Consider the following 26,674-nt stretch of genomic DNA (forward strand, 5'->3'; position numbering starts at 1 on the left):
TCTTTCTGTCTTGTTTTGTATAGACTTTAATTTCTTCGAACTAATTCCATCATATCATAAGGTAAGGTATTAGCAGATTCTTTTAAGGAATAAGTTTCTAAATTATTGACATTTTGGCGTAGTTTTTTAGCATACTGAGCTGAGATGAGTTTTTGAGCTTCGTATTCAAAGATACATTTACGTTCAAGGTAGTATCCTCTAAGCATTTCATCAATATTATTGGGTTTGATACGATTGATAACCCGTTCCACAAAGGCACCACTCGTAATATGACTGGTTTCACGGAGACGAGATTCCTGCATGAAGCTGATCAGAGAACTCTTATAAATCCCCTTGAGGTTTTCCAAACTCTCGATGATAATTTCCGTATTAGCTAGGTAGAGCTCTGCAATCTGGTCATAATCAATGGCAAGAAGTCGCTGTTTTTCCTTGCCTTTCCATGAACGGAATGTTTTCCCAAATGTGAGCAATTCATGAAGTAGAAAACGAAGAATGCGTATGGAGACAAGGAAGTAGTAGGTTAGTCGAGAAGCAAAGTTTCGCTTAATATTTTTCTCCATGCTTTTCAAATAACGTTGATAGACACGATATCCTCTTTCACCGATTTTGCCTTCTTCGTAGGCTTGCTCCAAACCATCGCTTTCAATACTCAGAATCAAGAGTTTAAGAGCTTCCCAGTCCTCCTGGATTTCTTTGTTCTCTTGGCTGAGAATGAGATTTTCAATTCGGCCGTGATAGTTGTCGATAGCAGCATAGAGAGGGACCTTGTTTTTGGTATGGTCCAAATCTTTTTCTAACTCCATGGCGACATCATTTAAAATAGCGATGTGCATGAGCTGATCCTTAGACGGTTCTTTCTCTTCAGAAAGGTGAGGGAGTACTAGTAATCCCGTCAGGAAACTTACCAGAGTTACACCAGCTACGAGGAAGAGAAGAAGAGGGTATTCTTGTTCCAGATTAGACGGTATCAAAAGGATAGTGGCAATGGATACAGTTCCCTTCACACCAGAAAAGGTAAGGAGGAGCATGTCTTTGACATATTTGTCTAAACTTTTATGAAGCTTCTTAATTCGAAATGCGTAAAATCCATAGATCATGACAAAGCGGATAGCAAAAAGCAGGAAGGTCAAGAGGAAAACACTGAGCAAGAGAAGAACTTTGTTGTAAAATGCACTCTTAAGAATTGGTTCCGCGATCATTTCCAGTTCCATCCCAAGAATGACAAAGACTGAACCATTGAGCATAAAGGTTACAGTCTGCCAAACAGTCTCAGTAACAGTATCAACTTGCGCTTCAAGGAGATTTATTTTCTTGAAACGACTGGCTTTCAGAATCCCAGCGACTACAACGGCGATAATACCTGAAACATGAATTTCTTCGGCTATGAAAAAAGTCAAGAGAGGTAAACTAAGTTCCAATAAGAGCTCACTCGCGATATCTGTTGCACGGACGCTGAGGAGAAAAGAGTGGAGGGAGCGATTTATGAAGGCGGTTATAAGCCCGACAGCAAATCCTCCAACGATGGAAATGGCTAATGAAGTTCCGGCTTGGGTAAGCGAAAATGATCCTGTTGTCCAAGCGATGAGAGCCATCCGAAAGGCTACTAGTCCAGAAGCATCATTAAGTAGTCCTTCCCCCTTTAGGATATTAGAAACCCGCTTTGGAAAGGTAAAGCGTTGAGAAAGGGAAGCGAAGGCTACTAGATCTGTAGGACCTAAGGCTGCACCAACTGCTACGCAGGCGGCTAAGGGTAGGCCAGTCCAAAGGACATGGGCGACCCCTCCCATGCTTAAGGCTGAGATAAAGATAACTGGGAAAATCAAGTAGAGAACGATTCTCCAGTGTTTTAAGATAGAGGTTACATCTGCTTCTTGGGCTTCGCGAAAGAGTAGTGGGCCAATGACTAAAGCTAGAAACAACTCAGTATCTAAGTGATATTGGTTGTTGGGTAAACAAAGTCCAATTCCAATCCCTAACAAAATTTGAATCAGAGGCATGGGTAAAAAGGGCAGAAGCTTATTGGTCGTGCTAGAAACAATAAGAACTAGTAAAAATACTAAGAGATAAAAAAGCAAATTCATTTTCCACCTCCCTATTTTTGTTTACGACAATTTTCAAAAAGTTCCTTTTGTTCTTGGATTTTTTGATTAATCTTTGAGCAGTCCTTATGTTCGATTTTTTTCTGACAACGCTCCATTTCAAGTGAAATCATTTTTTTCTTGATTTTCAGCATCTTTTTGCTTAGATGCGCTTCATCTAACATACCAACTGCCCGTTCATGTTGGGTTGATTCGACAAATTTATGGCGAAGAGCTTCGATTTTATCTCGTAGGTATTGTTTATCCATGTCGATACCTTTCTAATTTTTCAATCATAATTAAAAATGGTGGATTGTTGATCTGGTTAAGAGTGCGATAGATTGTGGCAGTATATTCTTGTTGCGGTAATTGACTGACAAAGTCCATAACTGCATCCCGTTCTATATCTCCGCCTTCATGCCCATAGTAAATCATGATGGCTATTCTTCCACCCTTAATAAGCATGCGGCAAAGTTTCTCCAGTGCTTCAATAGTTGTTTGTGGTTTGGTAATGATATTTTTATCAGCAGAAGGAAGATAACCTAGATTAAAGATAGCTACCTTGACTTCTCCTACAAATTGATCCACAGTCTCATGACCTTGCAGGATTAATTCTGCATTGGTCAAACCTGCTTCTTGTAGGCGTTGACTAGTCTTTTCCAGAGCTTTTTCCTGTATATCAAAAGCATAGACTTGTTTAGCTAATTTGGCAAGGAAAAGTGTATCATGTCCATTTCCCATTGTTGCATCTACAACAACATCATCTTTTGTGATGACTTGGGCAAGAAAATCATGTGCCATTTCAAGTGGTTTTTTCATTTATAAACTCCTGTTTTACAGCCTTGCATCCTTGAACACTGCCTCGTCGTCTCATTTCAGCCTCAATGCTATTTAGAACTTCCCATTTATTGAGGCTCCACATAGGACCAATCAGCATATCTCTAGGGGCATCTCCTGTGATTCTATGAATAACGATATGTTTGGGAATGATTTCTAGTTGGTCACAGACGACTTTGACATAGTCGTCTTGGCTCATGAGTTGTAGACGCCCGTCATGATAATCTCGTTGCATTCGAGTGTTGGTCATGAGGTGAAGTAGATGAAGTTTAATTCCTTGAATATCATTATCCGTTACACAGCGGCGAACATTTTCCACCATCATGTCATGCGTTTCTCCTGGAAGACCGTTGATTAAGTGAGAAACAATCTCTGCTTTAGGAACTTGCTTACGAATCCGCTGTACAGTCTCTACATAGAGTTCATAGCTATGAGCGCGATTGATCAATTCAGATGTTGTTTCAAAGGTCGTCTGTAAACCGAGTTCGATAGTCACATGCATACGTTCGGTCAATTCTGCTAGGTAGGCCATGGTTTCATCTGGCAAGCAGTCTGGTCTTGTTCCAATGTTAATCCCGACGACCCCTGGTTCGTTGATGGCTTGCTCATAACGCTCACGAATAACCTCGACAGACTCATGAGTATTGGTAAAATTTTGAAAATATACCAGATATTTTTGAACATCTGGCCATTTACGGTGCATAAAGTCTATTTCTTTATAAAATTGCTCACGAATAGGAGCGTCAGGTGCAACGATTGCATCTCCAGATCCAGAAACTGTACAAAACGTACAGCCCCCATGTGCTACAGTTCCATCTCGATTGGGACAATCAAATCCAGCATCAATAGGAACTTTAAAAGTCTTTTCCCCAAAAAGTTTTCGATAGTAATCATTCAAGGTATTATAGGATTTCATAGCTAATATTATATCAGAAAACACTTGTAAACTCAAAGTCAGTAAGCCTTTGAAAAGTTGTTAAAAAGTATGAACATCAAAAAATAATAAAAAAGCCTTTACAAAAAAATAAAAAGTGGTATAATAGAGGTGTTAACAGTGCAAACGTTTTCGTAAAACGTTTGCCGAATAAATATAAAGGAGATTTGAATGATGAAAGATACATTCAAAAATGTCTTGTCTTTCGAATTTTGGCAGAAATTCGGTAAGGCTTTAATGGTGGTTATCGCTGTTATGCCAGCGGCTGGATTGATGATTTCAATCGGTAAGTCACTTGCATTGATTGACCCAAACCTTGCTCCCCTAGTTATTACTGGTGGCGTACTAGAGCAAATCGGTTGGGGAGTTATTGGGAACTTGCACATTTTATTTGCTCTAGCTATCGGAGGAAGCTGGGCTAAAGAACGTGCTGGCGGTGCCTTTGCAGCAGGTCTTGCCTTTATTTTAATTAACCGTATCACTGGTACAATCTTTGGTGTATCAGGAGATATGTTAAAAGATCCAAATGCTATGGTTTCAACGCTGTTAGGTGGATCAATTAAAGTTTCTGATTACTTTATCAGTGTTATGGAAGCACCAGCACTTAACATGGGTGTATTCGTAGGGATTATTTCTGGTTTTGTAGGGGCTACTGCCTTTAACAAATACTATAACTTCCGTAAGCTTCCTGATGCTCTATCATTCTTTAACGGGAAACGTTTTGTACCATTTGTTGTCATCCTTCGTTCAGCAATTGCAGCGATTGTTCTTTCAATTGCTTGGCCACTTGTTCAAACAGGTATCAACAACTTTGGTATTTGGATTGCTAACTCTCAAGAAACAGCTCCAGTTCTAGCACCATTCTTGTATGGTACTTTGGAACGTTTGCTCTTGCCATTCGGACTTCACCACATGTTGACTATCCCAATGAACTATACAGCTCTTGGTGGTACTTATGATATCATGACTGGTGCAGCAAAAGGTACTCAAGTATTTGGTCAAGATCCACTTTGGCTTGCATGGGTAACTGACCTTGTAAACCTTAAAGGTACTGACGCAGCTCAATACCAACACTTGTTAGATACAGTACATCCAGCTCGTTTCAAAGTTGGACAAATGATTGGTTCGTTTGGTATCTTGATGGGTATCATTGTTGCGATTTACCGTAACGTTGATCCAGATAAGAAACACCAATACAAAGGTATGATGATTGCAACTGCTCTTGCAACATTCTTGACAGGGGTAACTGAACCAATTGAGTACATGTTCATGTTCATCGCAACACCTCTTTACCTTGTTTACGCTCTTGTTCAAGGTGCTGCTTTTGCAATGGCTGATATTGTGAACCTTCGTGTACACTCATTCGGTTCAATCGAATTCTTGACTCGTACTCCGCTAGCTATCAACGCTGGTCTTGGTATGGATATTGTTAACTTTATTTGGGTGACAGTACTCTTTGCATTTATCATGTACTTTATCGCTAACTTCATGATTAAGAAATTCAACTATGCAACACCAGGACGTAACGGTAACTATGAAAACGCCGATGCTTCTTCTGAATCTTCAGCTACTGGTGAAACTAAAGTTGCAGAAGCTTCTCAGGCAGTTAACATCATCAACCTTCTTGGTGGACGTGCCAACATTGTCGATGTGGACGCATGTATGACTCGTCTTCGTGTAACTGTAAAAGACGCTGAAAAAGTTGGAACAGAAGAACAATGGAAAGCAGAAGGAGCTATGGGACTTGTCATGAAAGGACAAGGTGTCCAAGCTATCTACGGACCTAAAGCTGACGTTTTAAAATCAGATATCCAAGATATTCTTGATTCAGGTGAAGTGATTCCAGAAACACTTCCAAGTCAAATGACAGCAGCTCAACAAAATACTGTAGCATTTAAAGGTGTGACCGAAGAAGTTTACTCAGTTGCTGACGGTCAAGTTATTGAATTGGAACAAGTGAAGGATCCTGTATTCGCGCAAAAAATGATGGGTGATGGATTTGCAGTGGAACCAGCAAACGGAAACATTGTATCTCCAGTTGCAGGTACTGTGTCAAGTATCTTCCCAACTAAACACGCTCTTGGTCTTGTGACTGCAGAAGGTCTTGAAGTTCTTGTTCACATTGGTCTTGATACTGTAAGCCTTGAAGGAAAACCATTCGATGTGAAGGTTTCAGAAGGTCAAGCAGTAACTGCGGGTGATCTTCTTGTCACAGCTGACTTGGCTACTATTCGTGAAGCAGGTCGTGAAACTACTACGGTTGTAGTCTTCACAAATGGTGACGCGATTAAGTCTGTTAAATTGGAACAAACAGGTTCTCTTGCAGCTAACACGCCAGTTGCAAAAGTAGAATTGTAATCGATTAGGGGTTGGAAGTATTTTTCCAACCTCTTGTTTATAGGAGAAAAGGATGAAATTTTTAACACTTAATACTCATAGTTGGATGGAAAAAAATCCTGAAGAAAAATTTCAGCTCTTGTTACAAGATATATTTGAAAACAATTATGATTTGATTTGTTTTCAAGAGATTAACCAAGAAATCACATCATCTCAAGTAGATGCTGGTCCATTTTATTTTCCGTTACCTTCAGCAGAACCGATTCACCAAGACCATTATGTCCGTCTTTTGGTTGAACAGTTAGCTGAGAAAGGATTGAAATACTACTGGACATGGGCTTATAATCATATCGGTTATGACCGCTATCATGAAGGTGTTGCAATTCTCTCTAAAACACCTATTGAAGCGCGTGAGATTTTGGTTTCAGATGTAGATGATCCGACAGATTATCACACTCGCCGCGTTGCTTTGGCAGAAACAGTAGTAGAAGGCAAAGAACTTGCAGTCGCGAGTGTACATCTTTCATGGTGGGGTAAAGGCTTCCAAGAGGAATGGGCACGTTTTGAAGCAGTTCTGAAAGATCTAAACAAGCCTCTTTTACTAGCCGGTGATTTTAATAATCCTGCTAGTCAAGAAGGTTATCAAGCTATTCTAGCTAGTCCACTAGAGTTGCAAGATGCATTTGAAGTTGCAAAAGAGAGAAGGGGTAGCTATACTGTTCCACCTGAAATTGATGGTTGGAAGGGTAACAGTGAGCCTCTTCGAATCGATTATGTTTTTACGACAAAGGATATACAGATAGAGAGTTTACACGTGGTGTTTGATGGCAAACAAAATCCACAAGTTAGTGATCACTATGGTCTACAAGCAGAACTATCATGGAAAAACTAAACAAGGAATTTTAGTAAAAACAAACAAGTCCCCCTTCTACTGACAGAAGGGGTTGATTTATTAAAAGAGTTAATATGAATAAAATTTTTTATAGAATAACTTGTAAAAAAAAATAAAATCTTATAAAATAAAAAGTGTTGGAGGAATTTATGAGTGTGAATCAAATTGTGCGTATAATCCCGACGCTAAAGGTGAATAATAGAAATTTAAATGAACTGTTTTATGTTGAAAATTTGGGTATGAAACCTTTACTTGAGGAGTCAGCCTTTTTATCACTTGGAGACCAGTCAGGTATTGAAAAGTTGGTTTTAGAAGAATCTCCAAGTATGAGAAGTCGTAAGGTTGAAGGGGTAAAAAAATTAGCTAGATTAATTGTAAAAGTAGAGAATCCATCTGAGATTGAAGCGTTACTAGGTAGAATGGATAAAATCCCTCCACTCTATAAGGGAAATAAGGGATATGCTTTTGAAGCACTTTCTCCAGAAGGGGATTGTGTCCTTATCCATGCTGAAGATGACATCAAGAATTTGAAAAAGGTTGAGGATGAAATCACTTTTTCAAAAGACGAGAGCATGAAATATTTGACTGCATTTGAAATCTCAGTAGAAGTTAACTTGCCAGACGAGACAAGGAGCTTACTAGAAAAGGAAGATATTGAGAGCCGACTAGCTTTTAATCAAGCTCAAGGTAGTGATTTACTTGTTGAAAATAATGTAACTTGGGACTTGTCTATGTTAAAATTCCAAGTAAAAGAGTTTAACCTTGCTATTCTCCGTCAGCGTTTTGAAACTGCTGATTGCTTTGTCCCTAAGTCTGAAAAATTTTTCCTAACCAAGGATTCCAACAATATTGAATTATGGTTTGAACAAGTATGAAGCAAGAAATCATTCAAAAAATAGAGCAACAAATTGAGGCAGGGATTTATCCTGGTGCCTCTTTTGCATATTATCAGGATGGCGCTTGGACCGACTGGTATCTTGGAGAATCAAATCCAGAAATAGGTGAAAAAACTCGAAAGGGTTTGGTCTATGATTTGGCTAGTGTCAGTAAAGTCGTTGGAGTTGGAACAGTCTTAATCTTATTGTGGAAGGCAGGTAAGATTGAGCTAGATTCCTCCATAAAAGATTATCTTCTAGAGGCGGATTATCCAGACATCACCATTCGACAATTATTAACGCATACAACAGACTTAGATCCCTTTATCCCTAATCGTGATAAACTAAATTCGGAGCAACTGAGAGAGGCCATGTTTCATCTAAATAGACGAGAAAAACGTTCTTTTCTTTATTCGGATGTACATTTTCTCTTGCTAGGTTTTCTTTTGGAAGATTACTTTAAGAAAGACTTGGATGTGATTTTACAGGAGCAAGTTTTGACTCCATGGAAGATGGGAGAAACTCGATTTGGACCAGTTCCAAGTGCTGTTCCAACCGTTCGTGGACAGAAAGCAGGAGTCGTTCATGATCCCAAGGCTCGTGTACTTGGAAAACATGCTGGAAGTGCAGGTTTATTTTCTACAGTAGCTGATTTGAAACTCTTTTTGGAACACTATTTAAAAGATTCATTTGCAGAAGAGTTAACACAGAATTTTTCAGACTTAGATGATAGGGAACGCTCTTTGGCCTGGAATTTAGAAGGTGATTGGTTGGATCATACGGGTTATACGGGAACCTTTATCATGTGGAATCGTAATAAACAAGAAGCTGTTATCTTTCTATCCAATCGGACTTATGAGAGGGATGAACGTGCTCAGTGGATTTTGGATCGCAACCAAGTCATGGATTTGATTCGTCAGGAGGATAGGTAGTAAACCGATGTCAAGTCTTTTAAAGGGAACAATATATACTATTGTTGCAGGGATAGTCTGGGGTTTATCAGGTACGAGTGGTCAATATCTAATGGCTCACGGAATTTCTGCCATCCTATTAACCAATATTCGCTTGATTATTGCAGGTTTATTACTTGTTATCATGGCTTATGCTAGATCAAAAGAGCAACTGTTAGCATTTATCAAAGATCGAGATAGTTTAAAATCACTCTTACTTTTTTCCTTATTTGGCCTTTTTTTAAATCAGTTTGCTTATTTGGCAGCTATTCAAGAGACCAATGCAGGAACTGCAACGGTCTTACAGTATGTTTGTCCAATCGGCATTTTACTTTATACCTGTATCAAGGATAGGGTAGCACCTACGATTGCAGAGATTATCTCAATTGTACTAGCAATAGGAGGCACCTTTTTAATTGCAACTCATGGTCAGCTTCATGAATTATCGATGACTCCAGCCGGTCTTTTCTGGGGACTTTTTTCAGCATTTACTTATGCGCTATACATTATTATCCCAATCACTTTGATTCAGAAATGGGGCAGTATGCCAGTAATTGGAATAGGAATGCTTTTCTCTGGAATACTAGCTTCTCCCTTTACAGGTCTCTTTCATGCTGATTTATCTTTTAGTTCAGACCTACTATCAGCTTTTGTCGGGATTATTTTGATTGGGACTGTCTTTGCCTACACTCTTTTTCTAAAAGGTGCTAGTATGATAGGACCTGTCAAATCCAGTCTTTTAGCCTCAATTGAACCTATTTCAGCGGTTTTCTTTGCTTTTATGATTATGAAGGAACAATTTTATCCCATTGATTTTATTGGTATGGCCATGATTTTATCAGCTGTCATAATGATTTCGATAAAAGATTTACTTCTTGAAAAGAAAGTTGAATCCTAAAAAAATCCACTCTACATGAGTGGATTTTTGTATTTAGATGATTAGTCTTTATTTTCGTATGGCAAGATCAAGTTCAAAAGAATACCTGTCATAGCTGATAGGGCAGTACCTGAAAGGGTAACTGGACCAAGTTTAAGAATTGCTCCACCAAGTCCAAGTACGAGCATTGCACTTGCGATGATAAGGTTACGCATTTGACTAAAGTCAACACGTTCTTTGATCAACACCTTCAAACCGTTGCTGGCGATAACCCCGTAAAGAAGGATAGACATACCACCAAGTACGGCACTAGGGATTGTGGAAATCAAGGCAGTGAATTTACCAAGGAAACTGAGTGCAATGGCGATAAAAGCAGCGTTACGGATAACAGAGACAGAAGCGATACGAGTCATCCCGATAACTCCTGTATTTTCTCCATAAGTTGTATTGGCTGGTCCGCCAAGGAAGGCTGATACAGATGTTGCAATACCGTCACCGAGAAGAGTACGGTGAAGACCTGGTTCTTTCAAGAATTGACGACCACAGATTTGGCTCAAGACCGTGTGGTCACCGATATGTTCAGAAATAGTTACAATAGCGATAGGCAAGATAGCGATTGTTTCAGGACCAAAGTAGAGGTTGTATTCTTTGAAAGCTCCTCCTGTGTTAAATGGAAGATAGAATCCAGGAATTTCAAACCAGTTGGCTTGTAAAACTGGTGTGAAATCGACCAGTCCGAGAAAGAGAGCGAAGATATAGCCACCAATAATGGCAAATAGGAAAGGAATGATACGGAAAAATCCTTTTCCTTTGGTATTGATAAATGCTGCGATTAGGAAGGTTACTACAGCAACGAGGGCATGTTTCCAGTCACCATCAGCTACAAAACCAGCATTTGTAACGGCAGAACCTGCTAAACCAAGACCAATTACGATAATCATAGGTCCAATAATAATTGGTGGTAAGAGTTTATCAATCCATTTTGTACCTGCAAAGCGAACACTGGCCGCAACAAGGACATACACGAATCCTGTCAGAATAACCCCTGTTTGAGCAGCAGATACATCCCCACCCATTTCTTTCATGGCAAGTGACATAGCTGTGATAAAGGCAAAGGAAGATCCAAGGTATACTGGAACTTTAAAGCCAGTAGCAATCATGTAGATCAGTGTTCCAAGACCGGATGCAAAGAGGGCAACGGAAACAGGCATTCCTAGAATGAGAGGTACTAGGATGGTTGCTCCAAACATGGCAAAGACGTGTTGGAAACTGAGAAGGATTCCTTTTCCAACGGAAGGGGATTGATCCACATCTAAAATCAAATCAACAGTTGATTCTTCTTTCATAAAAACCTCACTTTTGGGCACCAAAAAAGAGCCCATTATTTTATAGCAACAGGCTCTCAGAGTAAGACTTTATTAAAAAACATTGTTAGTCTTCATTAAAGAACGATAAGTTTCTGTGTCTTTGTCACCTCACAGGATGACATTAAAAACCTTTGCTTGTGATAGTATAGCAGAAAAAATTCGTTTTGTAAACGAATTTTTCCCGAGCCTAGAAATGTGAGAGCGAGGTTCGTTTTGTAAACGAATTTTTCCCGAGTCAAGAAAAGGGAAAGCGAGGCATGATTTTGTAAATCATTTTTAAAGAGGGCGTTTGTTAGGCATCCCGGCTTTTCTTGGGTATTTATTTGGAGTTTCCTTTTTCTTCTCTACAATCGTCATGTAGCGAGGATCTCCGTTAGGAAGTGTATAGCTGATGTTGTCTTCAACCTTGCTAAAGAGAAGATTGAGGGCATTTTTTGCATCCGTCAATTCCTCAGGTGCGTTGCTTGCCTTGAGTGCCAGTAATTTTCCACCGACCTTTAGAAAAGGAATCGTTAACTCAGACAAGACTTGCATGCGGGCAACTGCTCGAGCTGTGACAATATCAAACTGGGCACGAAAGTTTTTATCTTGGGCAAAATCCTCTGCACGTCCATGGTAAAAGTGAACACCTTCTAGGCCAAGTTCTCCTGCTAAGAGCTGAAGAAAGTTAATCCGCTTATTGAGTGAGTCAATGATGGTCACATCGAGATTAGGATAGAGGATTTTCATAGGAATACTTGGAAATCCTGCACCAGCTCCGATATCCAGTAGTTTAATTGTTTCATTGGGGATTAACCCTTGTAGGATTGGAGCAACCGAATCGTAAAAGTGTTTGAGATACACTTCCTCTTTGTCTGTGATGGCTGTTAGGTTAATCTTTTCGTTCCATTCAACAAGGAGTTGGAAATAATGCTCAAACTGCATTTTTTGTTGCTCAGTTAGACTGAGATTTTGTTCAGCAAGCAAGTCATAAAATGTTTCTGGTTTCATTGTTTTTCCTTCTTTGATGTTATCTTATTTTACCACAAATTTTAGGAAATTTGATATACTGGTACTAATCTTCAAGCAGAAAGGAAATCTCAAATGAATTGGATTTTTTTTGGAATTCTTGCTCTTATTATGTTTTTGGTAATGGACTGCTACAATCGATTGGTAAAAAGTCGTATGCAAACCAGGGAAGCTTGGAGTCAGATTGATGTTCAGTTGAAGCGTCGAAATGATCTCTTACCGAACTTGATTGAAACAGTGAAAGGGTACTCACAGTATGAAGGGGGAACTCTAGAAAAAGTAGCGGAGCTTCGCAATCAAGTGGCAGCAACGACTTCACCAGCTGAAGCTATGAAGGCTAGTGATGCACTGACTCGTCAAATTTCAGGTATCTTTGCTGTTGCAGAAAACTATCCAGACTTAAAGGCTAGTAGTAATTTTACACAATTGCAAGAAGAACTGACCAATACGGAAAATAAAATTTCCTATTGTCGGCAACTGTATAATAGTGTTGTCAGCAATTACAATCTCAAGTTGGAAACTTTCCCAAGTAATCTAGTGGCTGGTATCTTTGACTTTAAAGCAGCTGATTTTCTTCAAACTGCTGAAGGAGAAAAAGAAGTACCTAAAGTTGATTTTAATGGTTAAGGTGACTGAAAATGATGAAAAAACATCCAGAGGAATTCCTGCTGGATGTTTTTGTGTGTTCAATCTAGATTTCTCCAATTTCAACTGCTTCTAGACCATGTATAGTTAAGCGATATAGACCTGTACAGACTTCTTTTAAAAAACGTCGGTCATGAGAGACAGTAATGAAGCCTCCTGGATAGTCCGCAAAGAGTTTTCTGATTTCAGGTTGTGAAGTGGGTGAAAAATTACGTGTTGGTTCATCTAAAATGAGAAAGTTTGCCCGTTGTAAAACCAATGCTAGTAGTAGGAGTTTTCCTTGCTGGCCTCCAGATAAGTTGCAGATTTGATGTTGCATTTCAGAATAGTTAAAATTCAGACTAGCCAAGAATGATTGGATTTTCTGAAGTTCTTCTTTTTCCCCAGTTTGACTAAGAAAGGATACAGGTGATAGAGATTGAGGGAGCTTTTCCTGATAAATTTGTGGCATGTAGCCAAGAGATATTTCTTGTTTATCTTGTAAAAGATGATAAATTTTAGCCAGTAATGTTGATTTTCCAATACCGTTTGGTCCAATAATCCCAATTTTATCTTGTCCTCGCACTGTGAGCTGAAGCTTATCGGCAAGTTGTTGGTCTTCTACAAACAAGGTCTGCTGTTCAAAATGAAGTAAGACTTTTGAAGCTGGCAGAGGCTGAACATCTGAAAAAAACAATTGGATACGATCTTCTTCTAGAGGTTGCTGCGTCATAGACTGAGCAGATTTTTCAAAGCGTTTTTCTTGAGAAAGGATATTTTTCATCTTTTTAGCCAGTAGTCGTCCCTCAGTACTATTTTTTGTATTTCGTAAAGCATTTTCTACCTGTTGTTTGACTCGTCTGTTTTTTTCCATGGTCTTCTCATGGACACGTTGTTCATTGGCTGCTTGTTGGCTTTGTTTTATGAAATGATCTCGGCTTTGTTGACTATAGCGATCATAGTCGAGGTGTTCTACAAGTGTTTCTGCTTCTTTACGATGTTTGACCAGTCTTAGGTGTACAATGGTATTGGCTGTTTGAGAGAGAAAATCTTCATCATGAGAAATAAAAATCACAGTTTCTTTGATTCTCTGGATTTGCTTTTTTAACCATAGGACCGTATCTAGATCTAGGTCATTAGAAGGTTCATCTAAAAATAGCACTTCAAAAGGTTTGGATAACTCGTGAATGAGTTGAACTTTTAAGGCTTCACCACCTGATAAACTACCGATTAATTGCTGGCTAGCAAAACGGTCGCTATCAAATTGTAGTTCTTCTGCAAAACGATAGATGAGACTATAGTCTAGGTCATCTCGACCAGAAAAAAAGTAGTCGTGGAGTGAAAGTGTTTTGAGATCAGCTGGTAGACTTTGAGGAATGTAGGAATATGAACCAAAATCAGAATGAATCCGGCCACTAATAGTGAAGTCCAATGGTTGTTTTCCCATTAAGGTCTGTAGTAAGGTTGATTTTCCATTTCCCTCTTCGCCAATAATGGCAACCTTTTCGCCTTTTCGAATGGCCATTGTTAAGTCTGAGACGAGATTGCGTAAATCCTTGTTATGAGTAATAGTTAGCTTGTGAATTTGTATCATCTAGTGTACTCTCTTTCTATCATTTTAATGTCATTATAAAAATAGCTCTACCTTACCTAGTAGAGCTAATCATTTATGTCAAAAAATCCTCTTTTAAAAGGGCTGAAAAAGCAGCAGAAAAAAGAGTACACAAAAAGAGACAGAAACAAGATCTACTAAATAAAGGTTCTTTATTTGATAGACTTAGTTGTTCATGTCTCCCTTACCTCCAAAAATTACTATGTTTATTTTATACCTTTTGGAAAACGTTGTCAAAAGAAATGAGAAATTCAATCTTTCTAGAAACCAAAAACAGGTCCATAGAGTGTTAATGCATGTTTAACGTGATCGAAGTGGAACTTGTCATAGTTTCTCCAAGCAGTGCGGGCTTGGTCAGTTAATTTCAGTGAACCAAGTCCAATTAAAAGACTAGTCCGTTGGTAAAAGCTTTCCAGTTCAATTAAGATAGCATTGTCCACTTTCTCAGCTTTTTTTAGTGCTCTGAGAATTTCATCTATATTTTGCTGTAAGCGTAAATCATCAGGTAATCCTTGTTTACAGTTTTGTATCGTTTGATTTAATTCTGAGACTAATTGATAGGCTTTAGTTAAAAGGGCTTTGTCTTCCATATGAGCGTCCTCCTTTACCCATGTATTGATGCCTATAGTATAGCACAAAAAGTAAAGTTGTCATAATATATATTGAAAATTAATAATATTTAAAACAAGGTCTGGAGCGATTAAATTAAGTGATTTCATGGTATAATCAAGTGAGAAAATCTTTATGGAGGAAGTATGAAGTTAAATATACAAGAAGTTCGTAAGCAGCCTGAAGGTTTGTATTTTGAGCAAACGTTAGACTTAGCAGCAAACTTACGTGCCCGTAATCAAGAAATTTTAGATGTTAAGAATATTCAAGTGACAGGTAAGATCCAATATGAAGACCGTATGTTTTTCCTAGACTATCTCTTGTCTTATACGATTGTACTGGCTTCTAGTCGTAGTATGGAACCTGTGGAATTGGTGGAATCCTATCCAGTAAATGAGATTTTTATGGAAGGTGCTACCAATCAACTGGATCAAGAAATTTTAGATGAGGATTTGGTATTGCCGATTGAAAATGGAGAAATTGACTTGGCTGAGAGTGTGTCAGACAATATCTTGCTCAACATTCCTATCAAGGTTTTAACGGCTGAGGAAGAAGCTGGTCAGGGATTTGTTTCTGGAAATGACTGGCAAATCATGACGGAGGAAGAGTACCAAGCTCAACAAGCAGTTAAGAAAGAAGAAAATAGTCCTTTTGCAGGATTGCAAGGATTATTTAACGAGGATGAGTAGATGGTTTTATCCAAGAAACGTGCTCGTCATGTCATTGAGGAAATCATTGCACTTTTTCCTGATGCCAAACCAAGCCTTGATTTTCGTAACCATTTTGAACTTTTGGTTGCAGTCATGTTGTCTGCTCAGACGACAGATGCAGCAGTAAATAAAGCTACACCTGGCCTCTTTGCAGCATTTCCAACTCCACAAGCCATGGCAGATGCAAGTGAGAGTGAAATTGCTTCACACATCTCGCGTTTAGGGCTTTATCGCAATAAGGCTAAGTTCCTTAAAAAATGTGCCCAGCAGTTAATGGATGATTTTAATGGCCAAGTACCTCAAACTAGGGAAGAATTAGAGAGCTTGGCAGGTGTCGGAAGAAAGACAGCAAACGTAGTTTTGAGTGTAGGCTTCGGTATTCCGGCTTTTGCAGTTGATACTCACGTAGAACGTATCTGCAAACACCACGATATTGTTAAAAAATCAGCTACACCGCTTGAAGTTGAAAAAAGAGTGATGGAAGTTCTACCACCTGAAGAGTGGCTTGCGGCTCATCAGGCTATGATTTATTTTGGAAGAGCCATCTGTCATCCAAAAAATCCAGAATGCGAACACTATCCACAATTGTACGATTTTAGTTCATTATAAGACCGAGTATTGAATGTTTTTACTTGCTTTGAACTAGGCTTTGTGATATAGTAAGGACAATAAAATATTCCTTTAAACCTGTCCCGTGAGGCAGGCAAGGAGCTCGATTAAGTAGAAGGGTAAGTCTATACTGTATACAGTGTGGCTCGCTTAGTTATACATTCTCAGGTCTCCTTGAAAAAGGAGACTTTTCTTTTTGGAGGTTTGTCATGAAGACAAAAGAAGTTGTAGACGAATTAACTGTCAAGCGAGCAATTACGCGTATCACTTACGAAATTATCGAACGCAACAAAGATTTGAATAAAATCATTTTAGCAGGAATTAAAACTCGAGGTGTCTTTATTGCTCACCGTATCCAAGAGCGTTTGGAACAATTAGAAAATATCTCAGTTCCGGTAGTGGAGTTGGATACCAAGCCTTTCCGCGATGATGTAAAATCCGGTGAAGATACTTCATTGATTTCTGTTGATGTGACAGACCGCGAAGTCATCCTAGTGGATGATGTGCTTTATACAGGCAGAACGATTCGAGCAGCTATTGACAATATTGTTAGACAAGGTCGTCCTGCGCGCGTGAGCCTTGCAGTACTAGTTGACCGTGGACATAGAGAATTGCCAATTCGTCCAGATTACGTTGGGAAAAATATCCCAACTAGTCGTTCAGAAGAAATCATCGTAGAGATGACGGAACTGGATGGACAAGATAGAGTTTTGATTACTGAAGAAGCTTAAGAGCTAAAGGAGTAGCCATGTCAGAAAATCAACAAGCCTTGCAACACGTGGTTTCAATGGAAGACCTCACAGTAGATCAGGTTTTAAAATTGATTAAACGAGGCATCGAATTTAAAAATGGAGCAGTTGATTCTTATGAGAATCGTCACATTGTTGCAAATCTCTTTTTTGAGAGTTCAACCCGTACCCATAAATCATTCGAAGTTGCTGAAATTAAACTTGGATTGGATCGACTAGATTTTGATGTTAAAACGAGCTCCGTCAATAAAGGTGAGACACTGTATGACACCATTTTAACCTTGTCTGCCTTAGGAGTAGAAGCTTGCGTCATTCGCCATCCTGAAGATGATTATTACAGAGAATTGATTGCGAGTCCAACGATTACGACTTCGATTATCAATGGTGGCGACGGCTCAGGGCAGCATCCTAGTCAGAGCTTACTTGATTTGATGACGATTTATGAGGAATTCGGCCATTTCGAAGGCCTCAAGGTTGCCATTGCTGGTGACTTGGACCATTCACGTGTCGCCAAGTCAAATATGCAGATTTTGAAACGCTTAGGTGCAGATCTCTACTTTGCAGGACCTGAAGAATGGAGAAGTCAAGAGTTTGCAGACTATGGACAGTTTGTAACTATTGATGAAATTATTGATCAGGTAGATGTTCTGATGTTACTTCGCGTTCAACATGAACGCCACGAAAGTGGAGTGGTCTTTTCAAAAGAAGACTACCATGCTCATCATGGATTAAACCAAGAACGTTATAATCGCTTAAAAGAAAAAGCAATCATTATGCATCCAGCTCCAGTAAATAGGGATGTAGAAATTGCAGATCATTTGGTAGAAGCACCAAAATCACGCATTGTTCAACAAATGACAAATGGTGTTTTTGTACGTATGGCTATCTTAGAAGCTGTATTAGCCGGTAGAAATGCACAATAAGACACAAATAAAACGTTAAAAGACGCCAGTGAGCGTCCACGAGAGGTGACAAGATGACAAAACGACTTCTAGTTTTAGAAGATGGCACAGTTTTCGAAGGTAAAGCCTTCGGTGCAGATATTGATGTAACAGGGGAAATCGTCTTTAATACAGGGATGACAGGTTATCAAGAATCCATTACAGACCAGTCTTATAATGGACAAATCTTGACCTTCACTTATCCACTGGTAGGGAATTATGGGATTAACCGTGATGACTACGAATCTATCAGTCCTACTTGTAAGGGAGTTGTAGTTTTCGAAGAGGCACGTAGAGCAAGTAACTGGCGTAATCAGATGACGCTGGATGAATTTTTGAAAGCTAAGAAAATTCCAGGTATTTCAGGGATTGATACACGAGCCCTTACAAAGATTATCCGTAAACATGGAACCATGCGAGCAACTCTAACACACGCTGGAGATAGTATGGACCACATTGCGGATCAACTTCGAGCAACTGTCTTGCCAACTGATAATATCAGACAAGTATCTACCAAGACTTCTTATCCAGCTCCAGGAGTTGGCTTGAGCGTTGTTTTAGTAGACTTTGGTCTTAAACATTCTATTTTACGAGAGCTCTCTAAACGCAATTGTAACGTGACTGTAGTTCCATACACAACTACAGCTGAGGAAATTCTACATTTGAACCCTGACGGAGTGATGTTGTCAAATGGTCCAGGAAATCCAGAAGATGTACCAGAAGCACTCGATATGATTCGTGGGATTCTCGGCAAGATTCCAATCTTTGGTATTTGTATGGGGCACCAGCTCTTTGCGATGGCAAATGGTGCCAAGACCTATAAGATGAAGTTTGGTCACCGTGGATTTAACCACGCTGTACGCGAAATTGCGACAGGGCGCGTGGACTTCACGAGTCAAAACCATGGATATGCAGTGAGCCGTGAAGACTTACCAGAACACTTGATTATCACCCACGAAGAAATTAATGATAAGTCAGTTGAAGGTGTACGTCACAGATACCAACCAGGTTTCTCTGTGCAATTCCACCCAGACGCAGCTCCAGGCCCTCACGATGCAAGTTATCTATTTGATGAGTTCATCGAGATGATGGAAGCCTTCAAACAAACTAACTAAAGACGAGTGTGAAATCGTCGGAGAATTTATGGAATTGAACACGGACGGAAAGCTTGGAATTTAGATAAACCAACAAGAATAGAAATTCTTCTATGGTTTCCTAAAATTCAGTCGCTTTCTTATCGTCCTTTGTATCTTATTTAATGTCGCTCAGTGAGGCGACGAATAGAAAGGAGAAGGGTGGTCCGTATTTGCTGAACTGAATACGGGCTACGGACGGTGCTAAAAAGATAGTTATTTCTAGAACTGACAGTTCTTCGTCATAACTCCTATTTTAGCTTTGTCCGCTTGACGCCCTTAATATCTTATAAATGCCTAAACGTACTGATATTCAAAAAATTATGGTGATTGGTTCTGGTCCGATTATTATTGGTCAGGCTGCTGAGTTTGACTACGCAGGGACCCAGGCCTGCTTGTCTTTGAAAGAGGAAGGGTATGAGGTTGTCTTGGTAAACTCAAACCCTGCAACTATCATGACAGATAAAGAAATTGCAGACAAGGTTTACATAGAGCCAATTACACTTGAGTTTGTGACACGTATTCTCCGTAAGGAACGTCCAGATGCTTTACTTCCAACTCTTGGAGGTCAAACAGGGCTTAATATGGCCATGGAATTATCTAAAAATGGAATCTTAGATGAGCTTGGAGTAGAACTTCTCGGTACTAAATTGTCAGCCATCGATCAAGCGGAGGACCGTGATCTCTTTAAACAATTGATGGAAGAATTGAAGCAACCAATTCCAGAATCTGAAATTGTAAATACAGTTGAAGAAGCAGTTGCCTTTGCTGCGACGATTGGATACCCCGTTATCGTCCGTCCTGCCTTCACTCTTGGTGGTACCGGTGGTGGTATGTGTGCCAACGAGGAAGAACTACGTGAAATTGCTGAAAATGGTTTGAAGTTGTCACCTGTTACCCAATGTTTGATTGAACGTTCTATTGCCGGTTTCAAGGAAATTGAGTACGAAGTGATGCGCGACTCAGCTGACAATGCCCTTGTTGTATGTAACATGGAAAACTTTGACCCAGTTGGGATTCACACAGGGGATTCCATCGTATTTGCTCCAGCGCAAACCATGTCAGATTATGAAAACCAAATGCTTCGTGATGCAAGTTTGAGCATTATCCGCGCTCTCAAGATTGAAGGTGGATGTAACGTTCAATTAGCTCTGGATCCGCACAGCTTTAAGTATTATGTCATCGAAGTAAATCCTCGTGTATCACGTTCTTCTGCCCTTGCTTCTAAGGCGACAGGTTACCCAATCGCTAAATTGGCTGCTAAGATTGCAGTAGGATTGACATTGGATGAGGTTATTAACCCTGTTACAGGTTCAACTTATGCTATGTTTGAACCAGCCCTTGACTATGTGGTTGCAAAGATTCCACGCTTCCCATTTGACAAGTTTGAAAAAGGTGAACGCCGTCTTGGAACTCAGATGAAGGCGACTGGAGAAGTAATGGCTATTGGTCGTAACATTGAGGAGTCACTTCTTAAAGCTTGTCGCTCTCTTGAAATCGGGGTGCATCACAATGAGATGCCAGAACTTGCAGATGTTTCAGATGATGCCTTGATTGAAAAAGTTGTCAAAGCACAAGATGACCGTCTCTTCTACGTATCTGAAGCAATCCGTCGTGGTTATACACCAGAAGAGATTGCTGACTTGACTAAGATTGATATTTTCTATCTTGATAAACTCTTACACATCTTTGAGATTGAGCAAGAGTTAGGATCACATCCACAAGATGTAGCAGTCCTAAAAACAGCAAAACTCAATGGTTTCTCAGATCGTAAAATCGCTGAACTCTGGAATACTACAGCTGACCAAGTTCGTCAACTACGTTTGGAAAACAAGATTGTCCCAGTTTACAAGATGGTGGATACTTGTGCTGCAGAGTTTGAATCAGAAACTCCATACTTCTATTCAACCTATGGTTGGGAAAATGAGTCCATCAAGTCTGATAAGGAATCTGTTCTAGTCTTAGGTTCTGGTCCAATCCGTATCGGTCAAGGTGTGGAGTTTGACTATGCAACTGTTCACTCAGTTAAGGCGATTCAAGCTGCGGGTTACGAAGCAATCATCATGAACTCAAACCCAGAGACAGTTTCAACAGACTTCTCTGTATCAGACAAACTTTACTTTGAACCATTGACGTTCGAAGATGTTATGAATGTTATCGACTTAGAGCAACCAAAAGGAGTCATCGTTCAATTCGGTGGTCAAACAGCTATTAACCTTGCTGAGCCATTGGCAAAAGCAGGTGTAACCATCCTTGGTACGCAAGTAGCTGACCTAGACCGTGCAGAAGACCGTGACCTCTTTGAACAAGCTCTCAAAGACTTAGACATTCCTCAGCCACCAGGACAAACAGCTACTAATGAAGAAGAAGCAGTGCTTGCAGCTCGTAAGATTGGTTTCCCAGTCCTTGTTCGCCCTTCCTATGTTTTGGGAGGACGTGCCATGGAAATCGTTGAGAATGAAGATGATCTTCGTTCTTACATGCGTACAGCGGTTAAGGCAAGTCCAGACCATCCAGTTCTTGTTGACTCATATATCGTCGGTCAAGAGTGTGAAGTAGATGCTATCTCAGACGGACAAAATGTTCTCATCCCAGGTATCATGGAACATATCGAACGTGCTGGTGTCCACTCAGGTGACTCCATGGCCGTTTATCCTCCACAAACCTTGTCACAAAAGGTGCAAGAAACCATCGCGGACTACACAAAACGACTTGCAATTGGCCTCAACTGTCTTGGTATGATGAACATTCAGTTTGTTATCAAAGATGAGAAAGTCTATGTCATTGAGGTTAATCCTCGTGCCAGCCGTACTGTTCCATTCCTATCAAAAGTGACTAATATTCCGATGGCTCAGGTTGCAACTAAGTTGATTTTGGGTCAAAGCTTGGAGTCTCTAGGATACAAGGACGGACTTTACCCAGAAAGCAATCGTGTTCATATCAAGGCACCAGTCTTCTCCTTCACCAAACTAGCGAAAGTAGACAGCTTGCTCGGTCCTGAAATGAAATCAACTGGAGAGGTTATGGGTTCTGATACGACTCTAGAAAAAGCTCTCTACAAGGCATTTGAAGCTTCCTATCTTCACTTACCAATCTTTGGTAATGTAGTCTTCACCATAGCAGATGATACCAAAGAAGAAGCTCTAGAGTTGGCTCGCCGTTTCCAAAACATTGGCTACGGAATCCTTGCGACTCAAGGAACTGCAGAGTTCTTTGCAAGTCATGGAGTGAAAGCTCAACTTGTTGGTAAGATTGGTGATGATGAACACGATATCCCAAGCTATGTCCGCAAAGGAAAAATTCAAGCTATCATCAACACTGTTGGTACCAAACGGACAGCCGATGAAGATGGAGAGCAAATCAGACGTTCAGCTATCGAACATGGGGTGCCTCTCTTTACAGCTTTGGATACAGCAGATGCCATGCTAAAAGTATTAGAAAGCAGAAGTTTTGTCACAGAAGCGATTTAAAAAATAAGATTCTCTTTGGAGAATCTTTTTGTATTTATGAAAACAATGATAAGGTTTTCGCAATCATTAAAATGTAATCAAATTGAAATATTTAGAAAAAGAAATATAATAAATGAAAAGATTATTAAATAAGAAAATCTTGTATATAAGGACTGATTTATGCATACATGTAAATATATATTATAAATTATAGATTGCTAAAAACACTGTTAAAATCCATAAGAAGGCGTTTTCCAGAGTATATAATTAATTGAATTAATATTGATTTTTTGATATGATGGAAATGCTAAAGTGGGTAAGTTCTAGCTTTAAATTATTGTTCATAGGGCACAAGATTTGTAGAAATATTACCTTCTGTTAGTTAAATATATAAAAGGAGAACTTATCCATATGATAAGAAAGGAACAACAACGTTTTTCTTTGCGAAAATATAAGGTAGGTGTTGCATCTGTATTTTTAGGGACAACTCTTAGCTTTTTGATGGCCAATGGTGGTGCAGTTCAAGCTTCTGAACTTCCTACACAACCAGCTTCTGAAGAAAAAACTGAGTTGGTGAAAAAGGATGTCAGCAGTGAGGATTCCTCTAAAAAGGAACAAGATGTTGTAGCAAATGTTCCAACTGCTGAGCTTGCTGAAGAAAATAAAGTAGAAGAGGCAAAACCTACTTCTGAGTCTAAAGTAGAAGAAGCTAGATCTGAAGCTACTACTTCAGAAAAAGCATCAGAGGTAAAACCTGCTTCAACTGAGACTGAAGTTGCCAATAAGGAAACTGCTAAGCCGGTCGAAAAAGCTGAAGAAACTAAGCCAGCTGTTTCAGAAGGTGATAAACCTAAAGTTCGTAATCGTCGTGCTACAACGGAAGATGCAGTTTCTGGAGATCACAACTCTAAACCAGTCAGTGTTAGTACATATCTAAAAGACGGTGAAACTGTTGACCCTGATATCACAAACCCAAATGGAGCTAAGGTTGAGTCACAAACTGTTCCTTCTGGTTATGCAAGAAAAGAAGGTGATTACTATACATATGCGGTTTGGGATTTAACTGAATTCAATAATCGTTATGGTACAAAATACTATGCACGTGCTTATAAGAGATTTGATGAATCTACAGATACAACAGTTGAATTGATTGATAAAACAACTGGTAATGTCGTAGAAACAAAAACAGTTACAGCTACAAGTGGTGTTCAAAAATTCACAACTACTACAACAGCGTCTAATAGTCAATTAACGTTCCAAGTAGATTATCAAGCTGGTACTGCTGAAAGAGGTAAAACAACTCAGCCATTTATTCAAAATGGTTATGAAGTTGGAAAGAGCATCACAGATTTAGTCGCACCAGGTCATAACCTTACACCTGCTGAACAAGCTCTTTATACTGAGGTTTATAACGCTCGTACGACAACAGATATTTTAAACGTTGTAGAACCAGCTTATAACGGTCGTACAATTACCGATTCAAATGCAAAAATCCCAGAAGCAGTTGAAAAAACAACTTACTATAGAGTAGTTGATAAAAACAATCCGACATTCAACGCAAATAAGACAGATAAAACTGTTCAAGACTATGTACCAAATGGTAATGAAGTAGACCTAGCTAGATATACTCTTAAAGCTATGGAAGGACAAAGCTTTACAGCATCAGGTGAGCGTCAATTTGATGGCTACAAGTTGTATCAAACAGCTGATGCAAACGATAAATCAGGCTATGTAAGTCGCCCATACAAAGTCGGTACTAAATTTATGGACGCTGAGCGTGCAGGAATTAAACGTATTAAAGAAATCGTCGGCGAAGATGGAACTGTAGTCGTTCGTGTTTATCTTCTTGATCCAAAACAACAAAGCAAACGTTCTGATGGTTCATTAAGTACAGACGGTTACATGTTGCTTGCAGAAACAAAACCGATTAAACCAGGTGATTACAATAAAGAAGATTTAGTAGTTAAGAAATCACCTCTTACAACTATTGCGCACACAGAAACAGATCTAAGAACTGGAGCAAAAACAGAATATCCAAATGGTAAAGAACTTCCATTTGACTTCCAAACAGCAGCAGGATACACGCCCAAGAAAACTGTATTCGTACCATTCTTGGGAGATAATATCGGTCATCTTTCTCCGAATGCTCAATTGGAACGTGGAGTTAATGGAATCGGTACAAACGTTGACTTGCTCAACTCATTAACACCATACAAACAACCAATTTATTACTACGTCAAACAAAATCCAGTTGAAGTGACTCCGGAAGTTGAAAAACAATTGGACGGACGTGTCTTGACAGACGGTGAGTTTACATTCAAATTAACAGAAGAGAAAAGTACACCTGACAAACATGAAGAAACAGTTAGCAATAAAGATGGAAAAGCTACATTCAGCAAGCTTTCCTTTAACAAAGTTGGTACTTATAAATACAAGATCACTGAACAGAAGGGCTCTGATGCAAATGTAGATTACGATTCAATGACAGTTACCATGACTGTCAATGTAACTGAGAACACTCAGGGTGACTTGGAAGCTACAGTTAAATACAGTTCAGAAGGTGGATTTAGCGCAAGTAATGATGATAAAATCTTCAATAACTATGTTGTTGCTCCAGTTGTTACAAAATTTGACTTTACTAAAAAATTAGCCGGTCGTAAGTTAAAAGCTGGTGAATTCAGCTTTGTTCTCAAAGATCAAGATGGTAATGTTATTGAAACAGTTAAGAATGATGAAGAAGGAAATGTGACCTTTACTGAATTGTCATATGACAATACTAAAATTGGTACCCACTCATACTCTGTTGAGGAAGTTATCCCAGCTGATGCAGATAAAGAGTTTGGTATGACATACGATACCATGAAAGCATTTGTTCGTGTAAAAGTTGCTAAAAATGGCCATACCTTAACAACTGTTACAGATATTGCTTCAACAGGTGGTAAGAATGCTGCTGGGGAATCAACTGACACTCAAGAAGATACTGAATTCAACAACAAAGTCACTCCTCCAGCAACACCTGAATTCCAACCAGAAAAATTTGTCGTTTCTAAAGAGAAATATGATATTACTGGCAACAAGTTGATGAACGACGACGATGAGTTGGCAAATGAATACACTGAAACAAATGCAGATCCATATGTAGACAAGACCACTAACAACGAACCAGAAAACTTGAATACCAAGACAGTTAAACGTGGTTCTAAATTAGTTTACCAAGTATGGCTTGATACTACTAAATTCACTGAAGCAAATAACATCCAATACGTTGGTGTATCTGATACATACGACGCTGATAAATTGGACGTCAATGCAGCGGATATCAAAGCATATGATTCAGTAACTGGTGCAGAAGTAACCAATAAATTCGACATCAAAGTTGAAAATGGTACGATTACTGCAACTTCAAAAGATGAATTTATCAAAGATAAAGTGCATGCTCCTGTTATCGACACAACTGAGTTCGAATTTGGACGTTACTATAAATTTGATATTCCAGCAACTGTGAAAGAATCTGTTAAAGCTGGTGCTGATATTGAAAATACAGCCAACCAAACAGTTCACGTTTACAACCCAGTAAGCAAGACAGTTGAAAAACCTGAAAAACCAACACAAAAACGCGTCAACAGCGTTCCAGTTCCAGTGGAAATGAACTTCACTAAACGTTTGGATGGTCGTGAACTTCAAGCCAACGAATTCGAATTCGTATTGAAGAAAGACGGCGTTGAAGTTGAACGCGTGAAGAATGATGCTGCTGGTAATGTTGTCTTCAAGACTCTCGAGTTCGGTCGCGATGATCTTGGTAAGACATACAACTACACAGTAGAAGAAACTCCTGGTGCAGATGCAACTGTCAATTATGACACAATGGTTGCTACTGTTAAAGTAGTTGTATCACATGATGGTATAGCAAAGGCAATTGTTGCCAACGTAACAGATGCTGCTGATAAAGAGTTCAACAATACAGTTACTCCTCCAGAAGAACCTAAGTTCCAACCAGAGAAATACGTTGTTTCTAAAGAGAAATATGATATCACTGGTGATAATCTCATTGATGACGATTCTGAGTTGACAGATAAATATGGT

Annotated in this window: 21 protein-coding genes; 13 read left to right on the forward strand and 8 right to left on the reverse strand. The window is 39.3% G+C overall.

Annotated elements, in window-relative coordinates:
- Window positions 1-26: 26 nt before the first annotated feature.
- Genes HMPREF3237_RS07495 through HMPREF3237_RS07510 form a run of 4 tightly spaced genes read right to left on the reverse strand, consistent with a single transcriptional unit; the run spans window position 27 to window position 3,831 of the window.
- Complete coding sequence (locus HMPREF3237_RS07495; RefSeq protein WP_070889382.1) at window positions 27-2,081, reverse strand: cation:proton antiporter; 2,055 nt, start codon at window positions 2,079-2,081, stop codon at window positions 27-29.
- Between the two features lie 11 nt (window positions 2,082-2,092).
- Window positions 2,093-2,347, reverse strand: a complete 255-nt coding sequence (locus HMPREF3237_RS07500) for a hypothetical protein (protein ID WP_070889383.1) — start codon at window positions 2,345-2,347, stop codon at window positions 2,093-2,095.
- A complete protein-coding gene (locus HMPREF3237_RS07505) occupies window positions 2,340-2,897 on the reverse strand; it encodes a tRNA 5-(aminomethyl)-2-thiouridylate-methyltransferase MnmM (RefSeq protein WP_070889384.1) in 558 nt (185 codons plus the stop codon). The genes HMPREF3237_RS07500 and HMPREF3237_RS07505 overlap by 8 nt, the downstream gene beginning before the upstream one ends.
- The gene (locus HMPREF3237_RS07510) at window positions 2,881-3,831 is read right to left on the reverse strand and encodes a tRNA modification radical SAM protein MnmL/YtqA (RefSeq protein WP_006145325.1); all 951 of its coding nucleotides are present in this window, start codon (window positions 3,829-3,831) and stop codon (window positions 2,881-2,883) included. Before HMPREF3237_RS07510 ends, HMPREF3237_RS07505 begins: the two co-directional genes overlap by 17 nt.
- A 189-nt stretch (window positions 3,832-4,020) precedes the next feature.
- On the opposite strand from HMPREF3237_RS07510, the gene HMPREF3237_RS07515 reads away from it, so the two are divergent.
- The 5 genes from HMPREF3237_RS07515 to HMPREF3237_RS07535 all read left to right on the forward strand — a co-directional run bounded on the left by HMPREF3237_RS07515 (window position 4,021) and on the right by HMPREF3237_RS07535 (window position 9,801).
- Complete coding sequence (locus HMPREF3237_RS07515) at window positions 4,021-6,207, forward strand: PTS transporter subunit IIBC (RefSeq protein WP_083327693.1); 2,187 nt, start codon at window positions 4,021-4,023, stop codon at window positions 6,205-6,207.
- 52 nt (window positions 6,208-6,259) lie between these two features.
- Complete coding sequence (locus HMPREF3237_RS07520; RefSeq protein WP_070889385.1) at window positions 6,260-7,078, forward strand: endonuclease/exonuclease/phosphatase family protein; 819 nt, start codon at window positions 6,260-6,262, stop codon at window positions 7,076-7,078.
- 149 nt (window positions 7,079-7,227) lie between these two features.
- Window positions 7,228-7,953, forward strand: coding sequence for a CppA N-terminal domain-containing protein (locus HMPREF3237_RS07525; RefSeq protein ID WP_070889386.1), 726 nt, complete (start codon window positions 7,228-7,230; stop codon window positions 7,951-7,953).
- Window positions 7,950-8,885 carry a serine hydrolase domain-containing protein gene (locus HMPREF3237_RS07530; RefSeq protein WP_070889387.1) on the forward strand — a complete coding sequence of 312 codons (936 nt, stop codon included), beginning with the start codon at window positions 7,950-7,952 and terminating at the stop codon, window positions 8,883-8,885. Before HMPREF3237_RS07525 ends, HMPREF3237_RS07530 begins: the two co-directional genes overlap by 4 nt.
- Window positions 8,886-8,892: 7 nt before the next feature.
- Window positions 8,893-9,801 carry a DMT family transporter gene (locus tag HMPREF3237_RS07535; protein ID WP_070889388.1) on the forward strand — a complete coding sequence of 303 codons (909 nt, stop codon included), beginning with the start codon at window positions 8,893-8,895 and terminating at the stop codon, window positions 9,799-9,801.
- Between the two features lie 41 nt (window positions 9,802-9,842).
- Here the strand turns inward: HMPREF3237_RS07535 and HMPREF3237_RS07540 are convergent, their stop codons facing one another.
- Together HMPREF3237_RS07540 and rsmG are read right to left on the reverse strand one after the other, a co-directional pair.
- Window positions 9,843-11,126 carry a uracil-xanthine permease family protein gene (locus HMPREF3237_RS07540; RefSeq protein ID WP_070889389.1) on the reverse strand — a complete coding sequence of 428 codons (1,284 nt, stop codon included), beginning with the start codon at window positions 11,124-11,126 and terminating at the stop codon, window positions 9,843-9,845.
- A gap of 297 nt (window positions 11,127-11,423) precedes the next feature.
- The gene (gene rsmG, locus HMPREF3237_RS07545) at window positions 11,424-12,137 is read right to left on the reverse strand and encodes a 16S rRNA (guanine(527)-N(7))-methyltransferase RsmG (protein WP_070889390.1); all 714 of its coding nucleotides are present in this window, start codon (window positions 12,135-12,137) and stop codon (window positions 11,424-11,426) included.
- 93 nt (window positions 12,138-12,230) lie between these two features.
- On the opposite strand from rsmG, the gene HMPREF3237_RS07550 reads away from it, so the two are divergent.
- Window positions 12,231-12,782 (forward strand): LemA family protein, encoded by a 552-nt coding sequence (locus HMPREF3237_RS07550; RefSeq protein ID WP_070889391.1) that lies wholly within the window; start codon window positions 12,231-12,233, stop codon window positions 12,780-12,782.
- A 64-nt stretch (window positions 12,783-12,846) separates the two neighbouring features.
- Here the strand turns inward: HMPREF3237_RS07550 and HMPREF3237_RS07555 are convergent, their stop codons facing one another.
- The gene (locus HMPREF3237_RS07555) at window positions 12,847-14,373 is read right to left on the reverse strand and encodes an ATP-binding cassette domain-containing protein (protein WP_070889392.1); all 1,527 of its coding nucleotides are present in this window, start codon (window positions 14,371-14,373) and stop codon (window positions 12,847-12,849) included.
- Window positions 14,374-14,651: 278 nt separating this feature from the next.
- Window positions 14,652-14,981, reverse strand: a complete 330-nt coding sequence (locus tag HMPREF3237_RS07560) for a helicase BlpT (protein WP_070889393.1) — start codon at window positions 14,979-14,981, stop codon at window positions 14,652-14,654.
- Between the two features lie 165 nt (window positions 14,982-15,146).
- Here HMPREF3237_RS07560 and HMPREF3237_RS07565 point away from each other — a divergent pair, with 165 nt between their 5' ends.
- From HMPREF3237_RS07565 to HMPREF3237_RS07595, 7 genes are all read left to right on the forward strand, one after another.
- Window positions 15,147-15,689 (forward strand): YceD family protein, encoded by a 543-nt coding sequence (locus HMPREF3237_RS07565; protein ID WP_070889394.1) that lies wholly within the window; start codon window positions 15,147-15,149, stop codon window positions 15,687-15,689.
- Window positions 15,690-16,319: an endonuclease III gene (gene nth / locus HMPREF3237_RS07570; protein ID WP_070889395.1), complete on the forward strand. Its 630-nt coding sequence runs from the start codon at window positions 15,690-15,692 to the stop codon at window positions 16,317-16,319.
- Between the two features lie 209 nt (window positions 16,320-16,528).
- Window positions 16,529-17,050, forward strand: coding sequence for a bifunctional pyr operon transcriptional regulator/uracil phosphoribosyltransferase PyrR (pyrR, locus tag HMPREF3237_RS07575; RefSeq protein WP_070889396.1), 522 nt, complete (start codon window positions 16,529-16,531; stop codon window positions 17,048-17,050).
- 17 nt (window positions 17,051-17,067) lie between these two features.
- Window positions 17,068-17,991 (forward strand): aspartate carbamoyltransferase catalytic subunit, encoded by a 924-nt coding sequence (locus HMPREF3237_RS07580; RefSeq protein ID WP_070889397.1) that lies wholly within the window; start codon window positions 17,068-17,070, stop codon window positions 17,989-17,991.
- 53 nt (window positions 17,992-18,044) lie between these two features.
- Window positions 18,045-19,124, forward strand: a complete 1,080-nt coding sequence (locus HMPREF3237_RS07585) for a carbamoyl phosphate synthase small subunit (RefSeq protein WP_070889398.1) — start codon at window positions 18,045-18,047, stop codon at window positions 19,122-19,124.
- Between the two features lie 311 nt (window positions 19,125-19,435).
- On the forward strand, window positions 19,436-22,612 hold the full coding sequence (carB, locus tag HMPREF3237_RS07590) for a carbamoyl-phosphate synthase large subunit (protein WP_070889399.1): 3,177 nt from the start codon (window positions 19,436-19,438) through the stop codon (window positions 22,610-22,612).
- Window positions 22,613-23,002: 390 nt separating this feature from the next.
- Window positions 23,003-26,674: Spy0128 family protein (locus tag HMPREF3237_RS07595; protein ID WP_257365247.1), on the forward strand; the 3,672-nt coding region annotated here is incomplete at its 3' end.

The sequence above is a fragment of the Streptococcus sp. HMSC34B10 genome (assembly GCF_001839505.1).
Taxonomy (GTDB): Bacteria; Bacillota; Bacilli; order Lactobacillales; family Streptococcaceae; genus Streptococcus; species Streptococcus peroris.